This is a genomic window from Zarconia sp., assembly GCF_057467645.1.
This window is the reverse complement of the sequence record NZ_JBRJXU010000123.1, coordinates 76,883-92,962: the sequence shown is the minus strand read 5'-3', so window position 1 is coordinate 92,962 and position 16,080 is coordinate 76,883. Positions and strand designations below refer to the sequence as shown.

Annotated in this window: 18 protein-coding genes; 10 read left to right on the top strand and 8 right to left on the bottom strand. The window is 51.2% G+C overall.

The window, feature by feature from the left end; translation table 11 throughout:
- Positions 1-180: 180 nt before the first annotated feature.
- Entirely contained in the window at positions 181-369 is a 189-nt protein-coding gene (locus AC2215_RS19435) for a hypothetical protein (protein WP_486811658.1), read from the top strand.
- A 123-nt stretch (positions 370-492) separates the two neighbouring features.
- Here the strand turns inward: AC2215_RS19435 and thrB are convergent, their stop codons facing one another.
- The 5 genes from thrB to AC2215_RS19410 all read right to left on the bottom strand — a co-directional run bounded on the left by thrB (position 493) and on the right by AC2215_RS19410 (position 6,535).
- The gene (thrB, locus tag AC2215_RS19430; RefSeq protein WP_486811657.1) at positions 493-1,416 is read right to left on the bottom strand and encodes a homoserine kinase; all 924 of its coding nucleotides are present in this window, start codon (positions 1,414-1,416) and stop codon (positions 493-495) included.
- 368 nt (positions 1,417-1,784) lie between these two features.
- Positions 1,785-3,719, bottom strand: a complete 1,935-nt coding sequence (gene dnaK / locus AC2215_RS19425) for a molecular chaperone DnaK (RefSeq protein ID WP_486811656.1) — start codon at positions 3,717-3,719, stop codon at positions 1,785-1,787.
- A 293-nt stretch (positions 3,720-4,012) separates the two neighbouring features.
- Positions 4,013-4,648, bottom strand: a complete 636-nt coding sequence (locus tag AC2215_RS19420; protein WP_486811655.1) for an Hsp20/alpha crystallin family protein — start codon at positions 4,646-4,648, stop codon at positions 4,013-4,015.
- A 635-nt stretch (positions 4,649-5,283) separates the two neighbouring features.
- Entirely contained in the window at positions 5,284-6,183 is a 900-nt protein-coding gene (locus AC2215_RS19415) for a sulfotransferase family protein (RefSeq protein WP_486811654.1), read from the bottom strand.
- A 172-nt stretch (positions 6,184-6,355) separates the two neighbouring features.
- Positions 6,356-6,535 (bottom strand): hypothetical protein, encoded by a 180-nt coding sequence (locus AC2215_RS19410; RefSeq protein WP_486811653.1) that lies wholly within the window; start codon positions 6,533-6,535, stop codon positions 6,356-6,358.
- A gap of 215 nt (positions 6,536-6,750) precedes the next feature.
- Between AC2215_RS19410 and AC2215_RS19405 the strand changes: the two genes are divergently transcribed.
- Both AC2215_RS19405 and AC2215_RS19400 read left to right on the top strand, forming a co-directional pair.
- Positions 6,751-7,194 carry a glyoxalase superfamily protein gene (locus AC2215_RS19405; RefSeq protein WP_486811652.1) on the top strand — a complete coding sequence of 148 codons (444 nt, stop codon included), beginning with the start codon at positions 6,751-6,753 and terminating at the stop codon, positions 7,192-7,194.
- A 92-nt stretch (positions 7,195-7,286) separates the two neighbouring features.
- The gene (locus tag AC2215_RS19400) at positions 7,287-7,883 is read left to right on the top strand and encodes a TrmH family RNA methyltransferase (RefSeq protein ID WP_486811651.1); all 597 of its coding nucleotides are present in this window, start codon (positions 7,287-7,289) and stop codon (positions 7,881-7,883) included.
- A gap of 129 nt (positions 7,884-8,012) precedes the next feature.
- Here AC2215_RS19400 and AC2215_RS19395 read toward each other — a convergent pair whose 3' ends face one another.
- On the bottom strand, positions 8,013-8,744 hold the full coding sequence (locus tag AC2215_RS19395) for a ribonuclease T2 family protein (protein WP_486811650.1): 732 nt from the start codon (positions 8,742-8,744) through the stop codon (positions 8,013-8,015).
- A gap of 140 nt (positions 8,745-8,884) precedes the next feature.
- Here AC2215_RS19395 and AC2215_RS19390 point away from each other — a divergent pair, with 140 nt between their 5' ends.
- On the top strand, positions 8,885-9,472 hold the full coding sequence (locus AC2215_RS19390) for a GNAT family N-acetyltransferase (RefSeq protein ID WP_486811649.1): 588 nt from the start codon (positions 8,885-8,887) through the stop codon (positions 9,470-9,472).
- On the opposite strand, the gene AC2215_RS19385 is transcribed toward AC2215_RS19390, so the two are convergent.
- Positions 9,462-10,151: a L,D-transpeptidase family protein gene (locus tag AC2215_RS19385; RefSeq protein ID WP_486811648.1), complete on the bottom strand. Its 690-nt coding sequence runs from the start codon at positions 10,149-10,151 to the stop codon at positions 9,462-9,464. The two genes, AC2215_RS19390 and AC2215_RS19385, sit on opposite strands and share 11 nt — an antisense overlap.
- A 321-nt stretch (positions 10,152-10,472) precedes the next feature.
- On the bottom strand, positions 10,473-11,327 hold the full coding sequence (gene purU, locus AC2215_RS19380) for a formyltetrahydrofolate deformylase (protein ID WP_486811647.1): 855 nt from the start codon (positions 11,325-11,327) through the stop codon (positions 10,473-10,475).
- Positions 11,328-11,613: 286 nt separating this feature from the next.
- Here purU and hisB point away from each other — a divergent pair, with 286 nt between their 5' ends.
- From hisB to ubiE, 6 genes are all read left to right on the top strand, one after another.
- On the top strand, positions 11,614-12,300 hold the full coding sequence (hisB, locus tag AC2215_RS19375) for an imidazoleglycerol-phosphate dehydratase HisB (RefSeq protein WP_486811646.1): 687 nt from the start codon (positions 11,614-11,616) through the stop codon (positions 12,298-12,300).
- A 75-nt stretch (positions 12,301-12,375) separates the two neighbouring features.
- Positions 12,376-12,726 carry a hypothetical protein gene (locus tag AC2215_RS19370; protein ID WP_486811645.1) on the top strand — a complete coding sequence of 117 codons (351 nt, stop codon included), beginning with the start codon at positions 12,376-12,378 and terminating at the stop codon, positions 12,724-12,726.
- 39 nt (positions 12,727-12,765) lie between these two features.
- Positions 12,766-13,107 (top strand): YtxH domain-containing protein, encoded by a 342-nt coding sequence (locus AC2215_RS19365; protein WP_486811644.1) that lies wholly within the window; start codon positions 12,766-12,768, stop codon positions 13,105-13,107.
- Between the two features lie 221 nt (positions 13,108-13,328).
- The gene (locus AC2215_RS19360) at positions 13,329-13,892 is read left to right on the top strand and encodes a DUF948 domain-containing protein (RefSeq protein ID WP_486811643.1); all 564 of its coding nucleotides are present in this window, start codon (positions 13,329-13,331) and stop codon (positions 13,890-13,892) included.
- A 276-nt stretch (positions 13,893-14,168) separates the two neighbouring features.
- On the top strand, positions 14,169-15,107 hold the full coding sequence (locus AC2215_RS19355) for a response regulator (protein ID WP_486811642.1): 939 nt from the start codon (positions 14,169-14,171) through the stop codon (positions 15,105-15,107).
- A gap of 250 nt (positions 15,108-15,357) precedes the next feature.
- Positions 15,358-16,071, top strand: a complete 714-nt coding sequence (ubiE, locus tag AC2215_RS19350; RefSeq protein ID WP_486811641.1) for a bifunctional demethylmenaquinone methyltransferase/2-methoxy-6-polyprenyl-1,4-benzoquinol methylase UbiE — start codon at positions 15,358-15,360, stop codon at positions 16,069-16,071.
- Positions 16,072-16,080: the final 9 nt, after the last annotated feature.

The following is a 16,080-nucleotide window of genomic DNA, read 5'->3' as shown; positions in this document are numbered from 1 at the left end:
GGGGAATGGGGAATGGGGAATCGGGATGAAGTACTTTGCTCCCCAGCAACCAGATGTAGCCAGTGCGATCGCTTCGCTCATCAAGAGGCTTGCCAACCGCCCGAATCTCACCCAGAGTCGGCATCCCGTCCACGTCGCGGTAGCAAAACTGACGTTATGTAGGTGGGGGCAATAGCGATTTTGCTGTCATTGCATATCGCCGTTCGCGATACCGATCGCATCAACTTGGTCAATATGAGCATTGACGGCTTCGGTGATGGTGTCGGGATTTTTGAAAATGCTGCGGGTCCGACGGATTTAATTGGTGTCGTTCAAGACTCGAATGCCGAATTCTTAAATATCGAGCGGGATTTTATCGATCTGGGATAGCGATCGATGACCGAGCGCAATGTGAGAGGCAACAAATACAGATGATACAATTTCTCTCCCCGCCTCTAAAGATTCCAAAGTACACCCAGACAAGTGTTTGAACCATCAGAGAACATCGCGAGACTAGCCAACCTTCGCCCCTTGGGTATCCACCTGCAGCGATCGCACTTCTGGATGAATTCCTGCGGCTTGCCACGGGACCTGCATCGCCGCGACGATCTCCGCTGCCACAGAGGGAGATGCCAAGGCGAGTAACGTCGGTCCGGCCCCGCTAATGGTCATTCCATAGGCCCCAGCTGCCAACGCTGCATCTCTCACCGCATCGTAGCCGGGAATCAAGGTTTGCCGATAGGGTTGGTGAATGCGATCGAGGGTTCCCACCCGCAACCAGTCACCGTTTCCCGTCTCTAGACCCCGCAGCAGCAACCCCAAATGGGCGGGATTGAAAATGGCATCGGCGCGACTGTATTCCGTGGGAAGTACCTTCCGCGCTTCGGCTGTCGACAGCTCAAAATCCGGAATCGCCACCACCGGCACGATATCCGAATGCCAGGGAATCTCGCAAATTTGCCAGTCCGACCCCTCAGAAGAGTCCGCAGAAGCCGCAAGGCGACAGCCCCCCAGCAACGCCGGCACGACATTATCGGGATGCCCTTCAATGGCGATCGCCAACTGCATCAAATCTTCATGACTCAACGGTTCTCCTGCCAGTTGATTCGCCCCCATCAACCCACCGACGATCGCCGTGGCAGAACTCCCCAACCCACGAGCGAGGGGAACTCCTAATTCGATTTCGATCGCGACGGGAGGTGGCATTTGACCCAAACGATCGTAGAGTTTCGCAAAAGCCTGATACGCCAAATTACTCTCATCGGTGGTGACTCGATCGGCTTCGAGACCCGTCACCCGAATTTCCAGAGCTGAATCCGTCCCCTCTAGCGGCGCAAATGCAAAGTGATTGTACAGCGTTAGCGCTGCTCCCAAACAATCGAACCCCGGTCCGATATTCGCCGTCGTAGCGGGAACGGAAATTTTTACTGCGGTCATATCCCATCCAAAAGCCAGTAGAGGATAGTTTAGCAGGCTCGGGTCGCTGTTGGCTTCGGGAGGCTTTGGGAGGCTTGGGGAGAGGGGGGAGACAAGGGAGAGGGGGAAGACAACGGGGAAATGTGTTGGCGAATCACTCAAAATTTTCTGGTTTCCAAACCCCATTCCCAAAACCTCAAACCCCAGCTCCAATTCCTCATCACCGCGTCACCGCGTCTTTCCCATCCCCCGTTTCTCCCCTTGCTCCCGTTTCCCCCTGCTTCCAACCTCAAACTGATGACAAAAAATAGGGACGGTCGAACCGCCCCTATCTTTACGCGAATTCATCGCATTACTGTCGCTGTGAAATCGCTAACTGAGTTTGAGAGTTACTTGGTTTCAGAGAACTCCGCATCGATGACATCATCACCGTCGCTGTTGGAGGAACCCGAAGACGAAGAAGAAGAAGGCTCTGCACCGTCAGAGGGAGGCGCACCCGCAGCGGCTTCGGCACCACCGGCTTGCTGGTATAGGTTGGCGCTGACGCTGTAGAGTGCTTGCTGCAACTCTTCCGTTTTCGACTTCATGGTGTCGTAGTCTTCTGCGGCGATCGCATCTTTCAACTCTTTGACCAATCCTTCGATCTTGCTCTTGTCGTCAGCCGGCACTTTATCGCCAAGTTCGCTAATCTGTTTTTCGGCTTGATAGGCCAGAGAGTCGGCTTGGTTTTTGAGTTCGATGCGTTCCCGGCGCTCTTGGTCGGCACTCGCGTTGGCTTCTGCATCCTTAACCATGCGATCGACTTCAGTATCGGAAAGCGTCGATGCACCGGTAATGCTGATGGACTGCTCTTTACCCGATCCCTTATCTTGAGCCTTGACGTTCAAAATACCGTTGGCATCGATATCGAAGGTCACCTCAATTTGAGGCACGCCTCGGGGGGCCGGGGGAATACCATCCAAACGGAAGGTTCCCAAGCTCTTGTTATCGGAGGACATTTCCCGCTCCCCTTGCAGGACGTGGATTTCCACGTTGGTTTGACCGTCCACAGCGGTGGAGAAGGTTTCGGATTTCTTGGTGGGGATGGTGGTGTTGCGGGGAATCAGCTTGGTCATCACGCCACCGAGGGTTTCGACCCCCAGAGACAGCGGCGTCACGTCGAGCAAGAGGATATCCTTAACTTCCCCAGCCAGGACGCCACCTTGAATTGCGGCACCGACGGCGACCACCTCATCGGGGTTCACCGTTTGGTTGGGAGCTTTGTCGAGAACCTTCGTCACCAGTTCTTGAACGGCGGGGATGCGGGTCGAACCTCCCACCATCACCACTTCGTCGATATCGCTCTTGCTGAGTTTGGCATCGCGAAGGGCGTTTTCGACAGGGATGCGGCAGCGATCGATTAAATCGGAGCAAATTTCCTCGAACTTGGCCCGGGTTAGGGTCATATCGACGTGCTTGGGGCCATCTTGCGTCGCCGTAATAAACGGTAGGTTGATTTCCGCTTGAGTGACGCTAGAGAGTTCGATTTTGGCTTTTTCGGCGGCTTCCGTGAGTCGTTGCAGCGCTTGCTTATCTTTGCGCAGGTCGATGCCTTCGGTGTTCTTAAAATCTTCGGCGATATAGTCGACGATTTGTTTGTCGAAGTCGTCTCCACCCAGGTGGGTATCCCCGGAGGTGGCCATCACTTCAAACACGCCATCGCCCACTTCCAAAATGGAAACGTCGAAGGTTCCACCGCCCAAGTCAAAGACGAGAATGGTTTCGTTACTCTTCTTATCTAAGCCGTAAGCCAAGGAAGCGGCCGTCGGTTCGTTGATAATTCGCAGGACTTCGAGTCCGGCAATCTTACCCGCGTCTTTCGTGGCTTGACGCTGGGAGTCGTTGAAGTAAGCCGGGACGGTAATCACCGCTTGCGTGACGGTTTCGCCGAGGTACTTACTGGCATCTTCAGCGAGTTTGCGCAGTACCTGGGCGGAAATTTCTTCCGGTGCGAACTGCTTTCCAGCGGCGACGCAGTCGAGCTTAACCGTTCCGTTAACGTTGAGAACTTGATAGGGAACTTCGGTGGTTTCGTGGGTGACTTCATCGAAGCGCCGACCGATGAATCGCTTCACGGAATAAAACGTATTTTCCGGATTCATCACCGCTTGACGCTTGGCAATTTGACCGACGAGACGCTCGCTCTTATCTTTCTTGGCGTAAGCGACCACAGAAGGGGTTGTCCGCGCGCCTTCTGCGTTGGCGATCACGGTCGGTTTACCACCTTCCATAACTGCGACGCAAGAGTTTGTCGTTCCGAGGTCAATTCCAACTACTTTAGCCATAGGGTTTTCTGGATTCTAGTCTCTACAGGTGTGATGTTGATGTGATGGATGGTTCGGAATGCACAGCGTCAAGATCGAGTGTCGAACCCTTGTCCGTTGAGAGCGCTTTGAAGTCAAGCGTGAATTGCGCTTGATTCTTATCTTTCTATACTGAACTGGGTTAGCACCTCTGATGTAGGGGTGTTTTCCGAACCTGTTAGGGGACGGTTTGTGAGTTTTGGGAGCGATCGCCGGTCCGATCGAGTTGCGATCGCCTGGGTTGCTTTAGCTCGATCGGCATCTGCCTTCAGTGGTTACTGGGTAACCCAGACATCGTCTGTCAGATCGGAAGGGATTCTCTCGGATGTCTCGACGGGGATTTTCTCTTCAGATGTAGCCGCATCGGTCGTGTTCCCTTCAGTATTCTCTTCGGATGTTGCGACATTGGTTGGTTCGGTTACCAATGGTTCTGAGGTCACTATCGGGGACACTGCATTCCCAATCCGAACTTTGACCAACTCAGGTCGTTTTGCCGAGAGTTTGGGGAGGATGACGCTGAGGATGCCATTGTCTAAATCTGCGCTCACCTCAGTGTTATCGATGGCTTCGGGTAGGGATAGAACTCGCTCGAAGATACCGTAGCGCCATTCTGAGACCAGGGGGCGATCCTCGGGGCGATCGCGGTGGCGACGACCGACTATTTTGAGGGTGCGATCGCTCGCGCTGACTTCGATATTTTGGCGATCGACACCGGGCAGTTCCACCCGCACTCGATAGGCTTGAGAATCTTCTCTAAGTTCGACTCTCGGCCGTAATTTAACGACCCTGGATTGAGATGTCGATCGCCCCGAAGGGTTCGGAATATTGGCGCGATCGAAGAGCTGTTCTAATTCGCGAATGAAGGGATTAAATTGAGGTTGAGTTTGCCAATAAATGCGGGTGGCGGGCATGAGTTTTTTCTCCAAGTTTGAGGTGAATGCGAGAGAATTATAAAGATGAATATCGTTAGTCGATTTGTTCGTTGAACTAGCCGGTATTCAGACTGTTTTTGAAGGTTTGCGGCTCGGTATCAACTACAATCTCATCTTAGGAAACTTACAAAAAACTCACATTGGTACAAACCGTAAAGAGGAAGTTGTATTCACCGCCGGGTGGTCAACCGACCGATTTTAGGTGGGTAAACCGATACTCTTGTTCGAGAAGTAATAAGTAATAACGCCATGTGCAACTTAATTCTCCAAAATCCTCTCCTACGGGGAAAAGGGGGATTTTTCGACTCGCTCGAAAGGATGGTGAGCGCAAAAAGAGCGCACACCGCGTTAATAAGTAATAAGTAGAGCTTGCTGAATCGTTAAAGTTTAGAGAGATTGAAGCCATCGAACCGTCAATCGAGTATCTTAACGAGTACTCCACCAAACAGGTGGTGACGAGTCGGATCGTGCTCCCGTGCCTACTCTGGATACGCATGGGGAGAGTCCGGCCACAAAATTACTCGCGCTCGTTTCTGTGGTGGAGTACTCGCCTAGATGTCTGATGCTTCAATGGGTCAGGTTACAATAACGCGCACCGTCAATTTTGCCCAGACTTAGCTCAGAGGACGCAATATTTTCCCTGCATCTTCGCTCCAATTTACGGAATTTGCGCAAACCATTTCTTTAAAGTTTTCGCACGACAGCGACATTCCCAACCAAGAACCCAATACCTTTAAATCTTCGTCGAAAATTTTCTCTAAGCGTTCTACTTTCTCGGAGGCTAACTCTGGCTTGTCTTTCATCGTCCACAAGCTTCGGACCCACAAGCGAAACGATTTGGGAATCAATAAGCGGCGTAGTTCCCGAAGACCGGGTGCTTCGACGATTAAATCTCGCAACAGACTCTGGCGCATTCGCGCAGTCGAAACGTTCTGCGCGTCGCGGTTATCTTCCCAAGTCGGTTGACCGGAGTAACCGATGAAACGACCGATGCGCTCCAACTCCGCCTGCGGGTCGGTGGCGAGCCGTTCGAAAAATACGGGTAAGATACGATCGGGACCAAACGTATCGAAGAATGGCTGCAACTGAACGGTATAGCGACTGTATTCGATTAACTCTGGGTATTGGTCTACTGCGGTGTTGATCTCCTCCGACATCACTCGTTGCGACCATTCGTGAATGTATTGAGAGACCAGCCGCTCGACGGGATGACGCATCACGTAAATCAGTTTCACCTCCGGGAGGCTTTGGCGAATGCGTTCGACGGTGTCAGGATAGGTGGGAAGTTTCGTGTAGTGGGTACTCGATTCGCCGCATAAATCCTGTGGAGAAGCGTCTTCAAAGTGGGAGGCGTACCATTCCCATCCTTGCACGTAGATATCATCATTGCTGAAAAAATTGGGTTCTTTGAGTTCGCTCATGAAAATACCCGGTTGCTGCGCGAGTTGGTCGTGCAAGGTACTCGTCGCACACTTCATTGCACCGATGATGATAAAGTCGGGAGATTTGCTCATAGTCGTCGTAAATTGAACTGACCAGTTGAGTGGATTGCTACTATCTTGACACTCCCTATCTCTGTGGTCGAGGTTCGATCGAGTATCGAGAACAACCATCCGCAAACTCAAGCCTCGATCGAAGTGCATCCGATTTTCAATCCGGTATCAAAAACTACTTTATAAAAATCAACTAAACCCTTTTCTGACAGGAATCCATTCCCGCTTCAATAACGTCAGTTCGGGATAAAAAGTGTCGCTTGGGGGTGGGGTGTAGGGTGACCGGGGGTGGGGTGTAGGGGGCAGATTCGGGGGCGATCGTGAGTGCTGAGAGTCGATTAGAGCCTGTGGGGTGATAGGTTCTTCTACTCATGAATCGAATCTACATCAGTACCAGGACTTTCAAGTATCCTTAACCCGAACTGGCGTTAAATAAGTGGTGTATTAGAACCGGATTTGAGCGTGTCCGATCCCAAACCATTGTCTGGTTGTCTTGACTTTTAAGTTTCTTTATGAATTCAAAACAATGCCATTGCCATACCGAATGGGTTGACAGACTCAATAGATTAACGTACAAATAATATTGAGATGAAAATTTTCAGTTTGGGGGCAACCATGCACAGCAATTCCCACGACAGCAAAAAGCCGTGTAAGTTTAGCGGTCTAACACCGATTTTAAATGTCAAAAGTATTTCCGAGAGCCTCGAATATTACATCAACGTTCTCGGATTTAAAAAAGATTGGGATTGGGAAGATCCGCCCTCCTTCGCGTCTGTCTCGAGAGATGAAGTGTGTATTTTTTTCTGCCAAAATGGGCAGGGGCATCCGGGAACGTGGATGTCTATTTTTGTTGAGGATGTTGATGGATTGTATGCAGAATATCAAGGCAAAGGGGCAAAGATTCGCCAAGCCCCCACGACGTTTTCCTGGGGCGTGAGGGAGATGAATATCGAAGACCCAGACGGTCATCGCTTACGCATCGGTTCGCTAACCAACCAGCCAAGCGATGAAGTAGATTTGTGTGAGGATTAAAAGGCGATCGACTCCCTGGGAGCGACAGATGGTCAAGAAAACGATCGACTAGACTGGTAGGCAAAGAACTTCGATCGCCGAGCATCACTAATATGAGTAAAACCGCAGATTTCCAATTACCCAAATGGCCTTTTAAAGCGCCTTGTCAGGGAAAATTACCCGCAATCGTCATGTTTGACCCTCGCGATCCCTTTAATGTCGGTGCGGCAGTACGAGCTGCTTCCTGTTTTGGGGTTTCGCAGGTTTGGATTACCGGTCAGCGGTGTGCTCAGGCGGTTTGGGAGAAAAACCGAATTCCTCGAGAAGAACGGATGAAAGGGTTTGCCGATGTGGATATTATCCTCGACGATCGCCCTTTAAATCACTTTGAGAAGGTCACCCCCGTGGCGGTGGAATTATTACCCAGCTCTGAGAATCTTCTAGTATTCGAGCATCCAGAGAATGCCATCTATTTGTTCGGACCCGAAGATGGTAGCGTACCGACGAGCGTTCGCGGTCTGTGTCATCGGCGAGTCTTTATTCCCACCCGCCACTGTACGAATCTCGGTGCGGCTATTTATCTCTTACTCTACGATCGACTCGTCAAGCGTTACTTAAACGGGCAAGAAACCGCGCTTCCCATTGGCGAGGTGCTCGCCGAACCCCGTGGCTGGCCGATGAATAACCCCGTGTTTGAAGTGGGAGGATAGGGAGGAGTGAACGAACAATGGACAATTGGTAATTGAGAATGGGTCTGTTGCGATAATCGTCTTCTTTTGCCCGATCGCCCCATCCTGCCATTACCGCACTACCGTTCGTTAACTCCCTGCTCCAAATATCTATTCTTCCACCGAATCTACCTGTCCGAGGGAGCATCCCGATCTAGCATCGGGGGCGGCCCATAGTAAATCGGTAATATCGCTATCTTCATCAATTTCCCCGCGCAGGTTAATCCGCAGTTCGTAGATGAGGTTTTCCCCATCCACCGACTTGCAACGCATCGAGACTTTAGAACCCGCGCCAAATTCACGATCGAAGGCTTGGCTTACCCGATCGTCTGTAATATCGTTTTCCAAATTTTGTGCGAATAACGTCCGTACTGGGGAAGCGTTCAATCGATCGAGTAAGGCGATTGTCTCGCGATAGTATTCTTCTGGAGTTTCTGAGTAACAGGTGCCGTGTTTGTACCACTCGTGGCGATGGAGTCCCGACTCATATCCAGGCATCTTGATTTGTAACTCGCGCCGGGTGGAGGTACTTAAATCCAGTGCCGGTAAATCCAACCATCGTCCGTCTCGATCGGTTTGTTCGATGGCGTGGGAAACATGACAGTAAATGTTATTGCGAGGTTGCGGCCACAGTCCGTGAATGGAAAAATAAGTGGCATCAAATCGATCGCCTGTTTGACTTTCGCATTCGGGTAAATTCGGTCGCGTTTCGCAGAAACCCGGCTGCCAACTGATAGCGAGGACATAGTTGGGTTCGTCGGCTTGGGCGAATTTCGGAACGGCGATCGCACCGAGAAGATTTATCCCGATGGCGAATAGTAAACTGAGGGTTCGTTTTTTCATCTTCTGCGAATTCTCCAGAGGAAAGAGAAGTGTCTCATCTGACATGATGTCGTTTTTAGATTTCATAATCAACGTAAGTCCGATCGCCACAATATCAAACTCTGAAATTAAACCCTGAAATCAAATACTTTGTTGAAACGATGAAAATTAAAATTCTCAATTTATCTGCCGATGATGAACTTAAAATCGAGCAAATAGCCCAGTTACTCGTCGACAGTTTTCGCCAAGACTGGCCCAATGCCTACCCCAATTTATCTGTGGCGCTCGCAGAAGTGCGAGAATTTTTCGAGACCGATCGCATCAGTCGAATTGCGCTCGACAATCGAGGTGAAGTCGTCGGCTGGATTGGTGGAACTCCTCAGTACGACGGTCATGTTTGGGAACTACATCCCTTGGTGGTAAAAGCCGAATGTCGCCGCCAGGGAATCGGTCGATCGTTGGTGATGGATTTGGAAGCGCAAGCGCGAGAACGAGGAGGAATAACCCTGTGGGTGGGAAGTGATGATGAGAACAATTTAACCACGTTATCGGGAATCGATTTATATCCCGACGTTTGGGAACATATTTCCAAAATTCGCAATTTGCGCGGTCATCCCTACGAGTTTTATCAAAGTGTGGGATTTGCGATCGTTGGTGTGCTTCCAGATGCGAATGGATGGGGAAAGCCGGATATTTTGATGGCAAAACGAATCGCTCCCCAGACAAATTCCGAAGCCGTTAGGGCATAATTTCAATGGGAGTTCCGACTTGCAAGATTCGATCGAGTTCTTCGATATCTTCATTTTTGAGAGAAACGCATCCCCACGTCCAGTTCGTGCCAGTATCGATCCAACTGTTGGCCCCTGCCGGGACACCGTGAATTCCGACTTCGCTACCGACGCGATCGAACCAACTAATCTCACCGTTCCACTTGGCTTTGAGATGTTTGCGCCAAGATTCTGGGGTCGGATAATCGATCCAGAAAAAGCTCGACCATTGCGGGTGAGGGTAGATATCCTGGATGGTAAAAATGCCTTCTGGGGTTTTGCGATCGCCTTCTTTACGTTTATCGCCGACCGGATTTCCCCCTAATACCATGGGATAAGATTTTACCGGTTGCCCGTCGAAGAAAACCGTCAGCTTAAATTTTGATTTTTCGACTAAGAGTGAAACTTTATTGGGCTCGAAATTGGCAGATTTTAAAAGATTGGAAATTGCATCTCCCTCGGTTAAGAGACGATCCTCTGGGGTGACTTGATGCAAATTAGCCGGAGTGGAACACCCCTTCAAGCAAAAAACATCGGGAATTAAATTGAGAGGCACGGTATAGCCCAAACGGCTTAATTGAACGTACAGCCCCAAAATACCGAACATTAAAAAAATGAGGGTGAAAATGTTTCGCGCTTTCAAGTTTTGCAATTGAAGCATAAAATGCGATCGAAAATCTTTTAGATTTGGCTATTTCAACGATAACCACAATTTCGATCGTGTCGTTTCCGAAGTCGATCGCCGTTTTAAATTATAGATTTCCCATAGATTTTGCAAAGTTTTGGGGTAAGCATTCAGCTTTCAACCATCAGCTCATCCAGCCAATGGGAATTAACGCGAGTTTTGCTTCAAGATCCGATCGTGTCCTCTTCAACGAGAGAATTACGTTTTTGCTGATTTTTGGGCAACGGTAGAATCTAGAGTCGAGCCGATCGAAAACCGGTATTAAAAATCGTTAGAAAGGCCGATCCGATAACGCGATTACGAAAAAATTACCGTTCGATTCCCATACACCAACACCCGATGTTGTAAGTGCAAGCGCACGGCCCTGGCGAGGACGATCCGTTCCAAATCCTTGCCTTTACGAATCAAATCGGCGACTTCATCCCGGTGACTGACTCGCGCCACATCCTGCTCGATAATCGGACCTTCATCGAGATCCACCGTGGCGTAGTGAGCCGTCGCACCGATAATCTTCACCCCCCGCTTGTAGGCACGATGGTAGGGACGCGCGCCGGGAAAAGCCGGGAGGAAGGAGTGATGGATATTGATAATTTTCGGAAATCGATCGATAAACTCGGCGCTGAGAATTTGCATGTACTTCGCCAGCACCACCAAATCGATGTTGTATTCTTCGAGTAACTCCAACTGTTGGGCTTCCGCTTCGGATTTGGTGTCTTTGGAAATGGGGATGTGGTGGTAGTCGATGCCGAAGCTTTGGGCAACAGGACGCAATGTTTCGTGATTGCCAATAATCAGGGGAATTTCGGCGGGTAGTTCTTTAGCACGCTGCCGCCAGAGCAAATCGAGCAGACAATGGTCTTGCTGAGTCACCCAAATGGCGAGGCGGGGTTTCTCGTCGGAGAAATGCACTTCCCAAGTCGCATCCAGGGGTTTGGCAATCGCCTCGAAAGCTGGGGCGATTATCTCGCGGGGGAGATTGAAACCATCAAGCTGCCACTCCACCCGACTTAAGAAAATTCCCGTCTCGAAGTCCGTATGTTGGTCGGCATGGACGATATTGCCCCCATAGGAATAGATGAAATTGGCAATGGTGGCAACTAAACCCTGGCGATCGGGACAGGAAATCAGCAACGTGGCGGTGGGACGAGTCATATGCGATCGGGTAGCTATTTTCTTGGGTCGTCAAGGAGACAAAAGAGCTGAGGAAGCGGGGGGAGAGCTGCTAAAATCTAAAATCCGATAACAGCCACCAGTCAGTCAACCCCATCCAAGGAGAGTTTCAATCGGTAGATTTCCGAGACGATCGCAATTGACCTAAAATCGATAAGCGCGACTCTAACGCGATCGAGCATCCCATTTTTTCCATCTGTTCCTGTCGAAACACCATCGATCGCCCGCAAGAGTCCCGATCCAGTCCATTTCTGGTGTCACCGAAGCCATGCAAACCACCGATCGCCCTTCCTCTAGTTCTTCAACCCCTAGCCCCGCACAACTGACTCGTACGGCCTCCGTATCCCGCACCACCGGTGAAACCGACGTCAGTGTTAGCATTAATCTCGATGGAACGGGTCGCTGCACCGCCGAAACGGGGATTCCTTTTCTCGATCACATGCTGCATCAAATCTCCTCCCACGGGCTGATCGATTTAGACGTACGGGCAACGGGAGACATCGAAATCGACGATCACCATACCAACGAAGATGTGGGCATCACCCTCGGACAAGCTTTCGGGAAAGCCTTGGGAGATTTTAAAGGCATCGTCCGCTTCGGGCATTTCATCGCCCCCCTGGATGAGGCGTTAGTTCAAGTTTCATTAGATTTTTCCGGCCGTCCCCACCTCAGCTACGGCTTAGACATTCCCACCCAGCGCGTGGGAACCTACGATACTCAGTTGGTGCGAGAGTTTTTCGTGGCGATCGTCAATCACGCGCAAATGACCCTCCACATTCGCCAACTCGACGGGATTAACTCCCACCATATTATTGAAGCCACCTTCAAAGCCTTTGCCCGATCGCTGCGGATGGCCACCGAAATCGATCCCCGACGGGCTGGTGCGATTCCCAGTTCCAAAGGGATGCTGCGATCGACGGACGAATCCCTTCCCTCTAATGGCTCGATCGGATAGGATGATGCCAAATCTCCTTCTCGATCGAAAACTAATCTCCATCGGGTTACTGTTCTCTCTTCACTCCCTCAAACGATGCTCGCCGCTATTCTAATCGTCAATGCCCTAATCGCGCTGGTATGTTTTTACCTGACTTGGCGGGTGTTGAAACTGCGGCGAACCTTAGCGCGGGTTGCCGATGTCTTGTTCGATGTCGAACGCAATACCCACTATCTTCTTCAGGATGCCCCCGATGGGATTCGATCGGGTCAGGTGGGAACGCAACAGTTCCGCCGTCAGTACCGACAGTTAGAACTGCAAATGCGACGGGTGCGCAAGGTGTTGGCACTTTTATCTTTTGGCAGGTGGGCGTGGCAGCGCCGGGGAAGGAAGCGGATTTCGCCCTTGGGAAAGTCTCCCATAGGACATTCTCGAAAAGCGCTTTGAGCGTGGGCTAGAATGGGTGGGTAAGGAAGATCGAGAGCGATGTCAAAGAACCGTACGGGCGCATTCATTGGTGGGATGCTGCTAGGAAGCGCCATCGGCGCCATGGGAGGTCTGCTGTTTGCCCCGCGCACGGGTCGCCAGACGCGAAAGACGATTAAAAAATCTGCCGAAGCACTGCCGGAACTGGCCGAAGATCTTGCAACCAGTATCGGTTTGCACGCCGATCGCCTTTCTGCTTCTGCGGTTCGGAACTGGGGGGAAACCCTCGATCGCGTCTTTGAGGCGATCGCTGCCGGAGTGGAAGCCTCCCAACAAGAGCATCAAATCCTCAGTCGATCGGACGATCGAACCCAATCCCCAACCAACGATCGCCATCTTTGAAAATTTTAGATTTTAGATTTTAGATTTTGGACGTTCTTTCTTGTTCGAGAAACACTCACTCCAACCTTCATGGTTAAGAGATTTTTGCGATCGGTGTTTGTTTTCCACTTAACAGACAGACTCGCACTTATCCTCACCGCGTTCCCGCGTCCGGGCGTCCCCGCGTCTGGAGTTCCTATCCGACGCTCTCTGGCATCTCCCCCCACTCCTCCAACCTCCCCGTGACCGATCCCGTGTTTTGGCTAGGCCTTTCCATCGGACTCGTGGCTTTCAGCCTCGTGATGGTACTCGCTGCATTGATTCCCGCCGTGCGAGAATTGCAAAGAGCTGCTCGCAGCGTCGAAAAACTCGCGGATACCCTCTCGCGGGAACTGCCCCCGACCCTCGAAGCCATTCGCCTCACCGGACTCGAAATTACCGAACTCACCGAAGATGTCAGCGAAGGGGTCAAAAGTGCTGGGGAAGCCGTACAGCAAGTTAATCAAAGCGTCACCCGAGTGAAAAAGCAGACGCGCCAAGTACAAACCACCACCCGCAGTCTATTCGCGGGGGTTAAAGCGGCTTGGACAAACTGGAATCGATCGTCGAATTCGCGGGTTTCTCCCCCCCGTCGCCGGGTCGATCGGTTTCGGGCAGATCGAGATGATACCGTCGATTTCTCCACTGCCTACGGTTTGGGCGACGATCGGCGATATTCGGAGATCTCGCGCCACACCCCCGAAGCAGAATTCGAGGAAGAATTCACGTCTTATCCGCCAACCTCCGAAGATAGCGATGGCAAATAGATATTTGAAGGAAAAAGGTTAAGGGTTAAAGGGAAAAGGGAAAAGACATTCATGACTTCGGTCTCGAAATTATCTGAATTTTTGATTCCCGGACATGTCGAATCACGCCAAGCCCAAGGTTTTGAGCCGTGGCGAGCGCTCGACACTGACAAACGATGTAAGTTCCTCTGGCTTCGATCGAGATGAAGGTTAAGATGAGATTGAGCTTTCATCGGTTGATGCAATCTAAAATCCAAGCCAAACGGTCGAGAACGACAACTTCTGGCAGAGGTTCGTATGAACGACATCATCTCAGACCTAGAAACCCTGAAAAAACAATTGAGAACGACTACACGACGACAAAAACCCAAGATGCTGGTTGTCGATGACGAACCAGATAATCTCGATCTGCTCTATCGGACATTTCGCCGCGACTTTCAAGTAAGCAAAGCTGAAAGTGGTCTGCAGGCTTTAGAAGTCCTCGAACGGGAAGGCGAAGTTGCTGTCATTATTTCCGATCAGCGGATGCCGGAAATGAAAGGAACGGAATTCTTGAGTAAAACCGTTCCTCAGTTTCCCAACACCATGCGCATTATTCTGACGGGATTTACGGATATTGAAGATCTCGTCGAAGCGATTAACTCCGGGCAAGTTTACAAATACATCACCAAACCCTGGGACCCCACAGAACTGAAAAAGGTGGTGCAGCGTGCCTCGGATACCTATGAAGTCCTCAAGGAACGCACGGAAGAGTTGAAGCGATCGGAATCGCACATGGCGTTGTTGACTGGCATTGTTCGGACGGCGCAAACCTCCTCAAATCGGGTCGCTGCTTTGGATGCGTTGGCGATGGCGGTGGGAGAGGAGTTTGGTGTTGATGGGTGCATTCTCCAACTCATAACGGATAATCGCCTTGATGCGGCAGGCACTTACAGCCCGGAAGCCCCCTTAGAAAATTGGCTCGATCGCGATCCGATCGTCAAAGAAGCGATCGAACTGAAAACCATTCGCTGCGCCATCGACGCAACCACCGATACGAATGTCTCCGAACTGCCCCACTACCAAGCTTCTGGGGTTCGCTCTCATGTGGTGATGCCAGTGGTCTTCCAAGAACAACTCTTGGCGGTGTTGTCCCTTCAGTGGCAGCAACCGGGTCAACTGCAAGAAGACCGACTCGAACTCTTACATCTGGTCGCGCAACAAATTGCCCTCGCCATCGCTGCGATGCCTGCCTAGGCTTCAAGGAGAAGTCCCAAAATTCAACCTCGCCAGATCTAGAAGAAGTGGGACAATAAATCTACAGACAGAGTGCGAGTTAGACTCAGTTTGTCGGGTGGGCAGTTTTTCCAAAGGAGATCGTACTTTTATATTTGCGATCGAACGACCCACCTTCCCCGATCGGGTTTGATCTTTGGTGAAAAGCGCTATAAAAATAGCCTAAAAATAGCCGAGGTTTTTGCCCGTGTAAACGACCGAGCGTTTTTTCATGAGGTTTTCTCCTTCAGCCGATCGAATTCAATCCATCTTCAACCGCATCGCCCCGATGTACGATCGATTCAACGATCGCCTCAGCGGCGGAATGCATCGCGTCTGGAAACAAATGACGGTGAAGTGGTCTCTGGCCCAACCCGGAGATATCTGCTTGGATGTGTGCTGCGGTAGTGGTGACTTGGCACTGCGACTCGCCGAAACCGTTGCCCCCACAGGACGGGTGGTGGGTGTTGACTTTTCCCCGGCGCTGCTGACGGTGGCGCGGCAGCGTTCCGAATCCTGCTATCCCCCTCGTGCCGTTGATTGGGTGGAAGGAGATGCCCTCAATTTACCCTTCGACGATGAGACCTTCGATGCGATTACCATGGGATACGGCTTGCGCAACCTGACGGATATTTCCCGAGGTCTCCAAGAGTTGCACCGCGTCCTCAAACCGGGCAAGTCCGTGGCGATTTTAGATATGCATCGCCCCCCGTCGGCAATGATGCGCGGCTTCCAAGAATGGTATCTCGAAACCGTCGTCGTTCCCACCGCCGAAGAATTTGGGATGACGGACGAATATGCCTATATCGGTCCGAGTTTGGATCGGTTTCCCGTTTCTGGCGAACAAGTCTGCCTCGCCAGGGTTGCGGGTTTCGAGACGGCCACCCACTATCCGATTGCGGGCGGTATGATGGGAGTATTGGTCGCCACTAAAGGTGGAGGTTAAACCTTCACT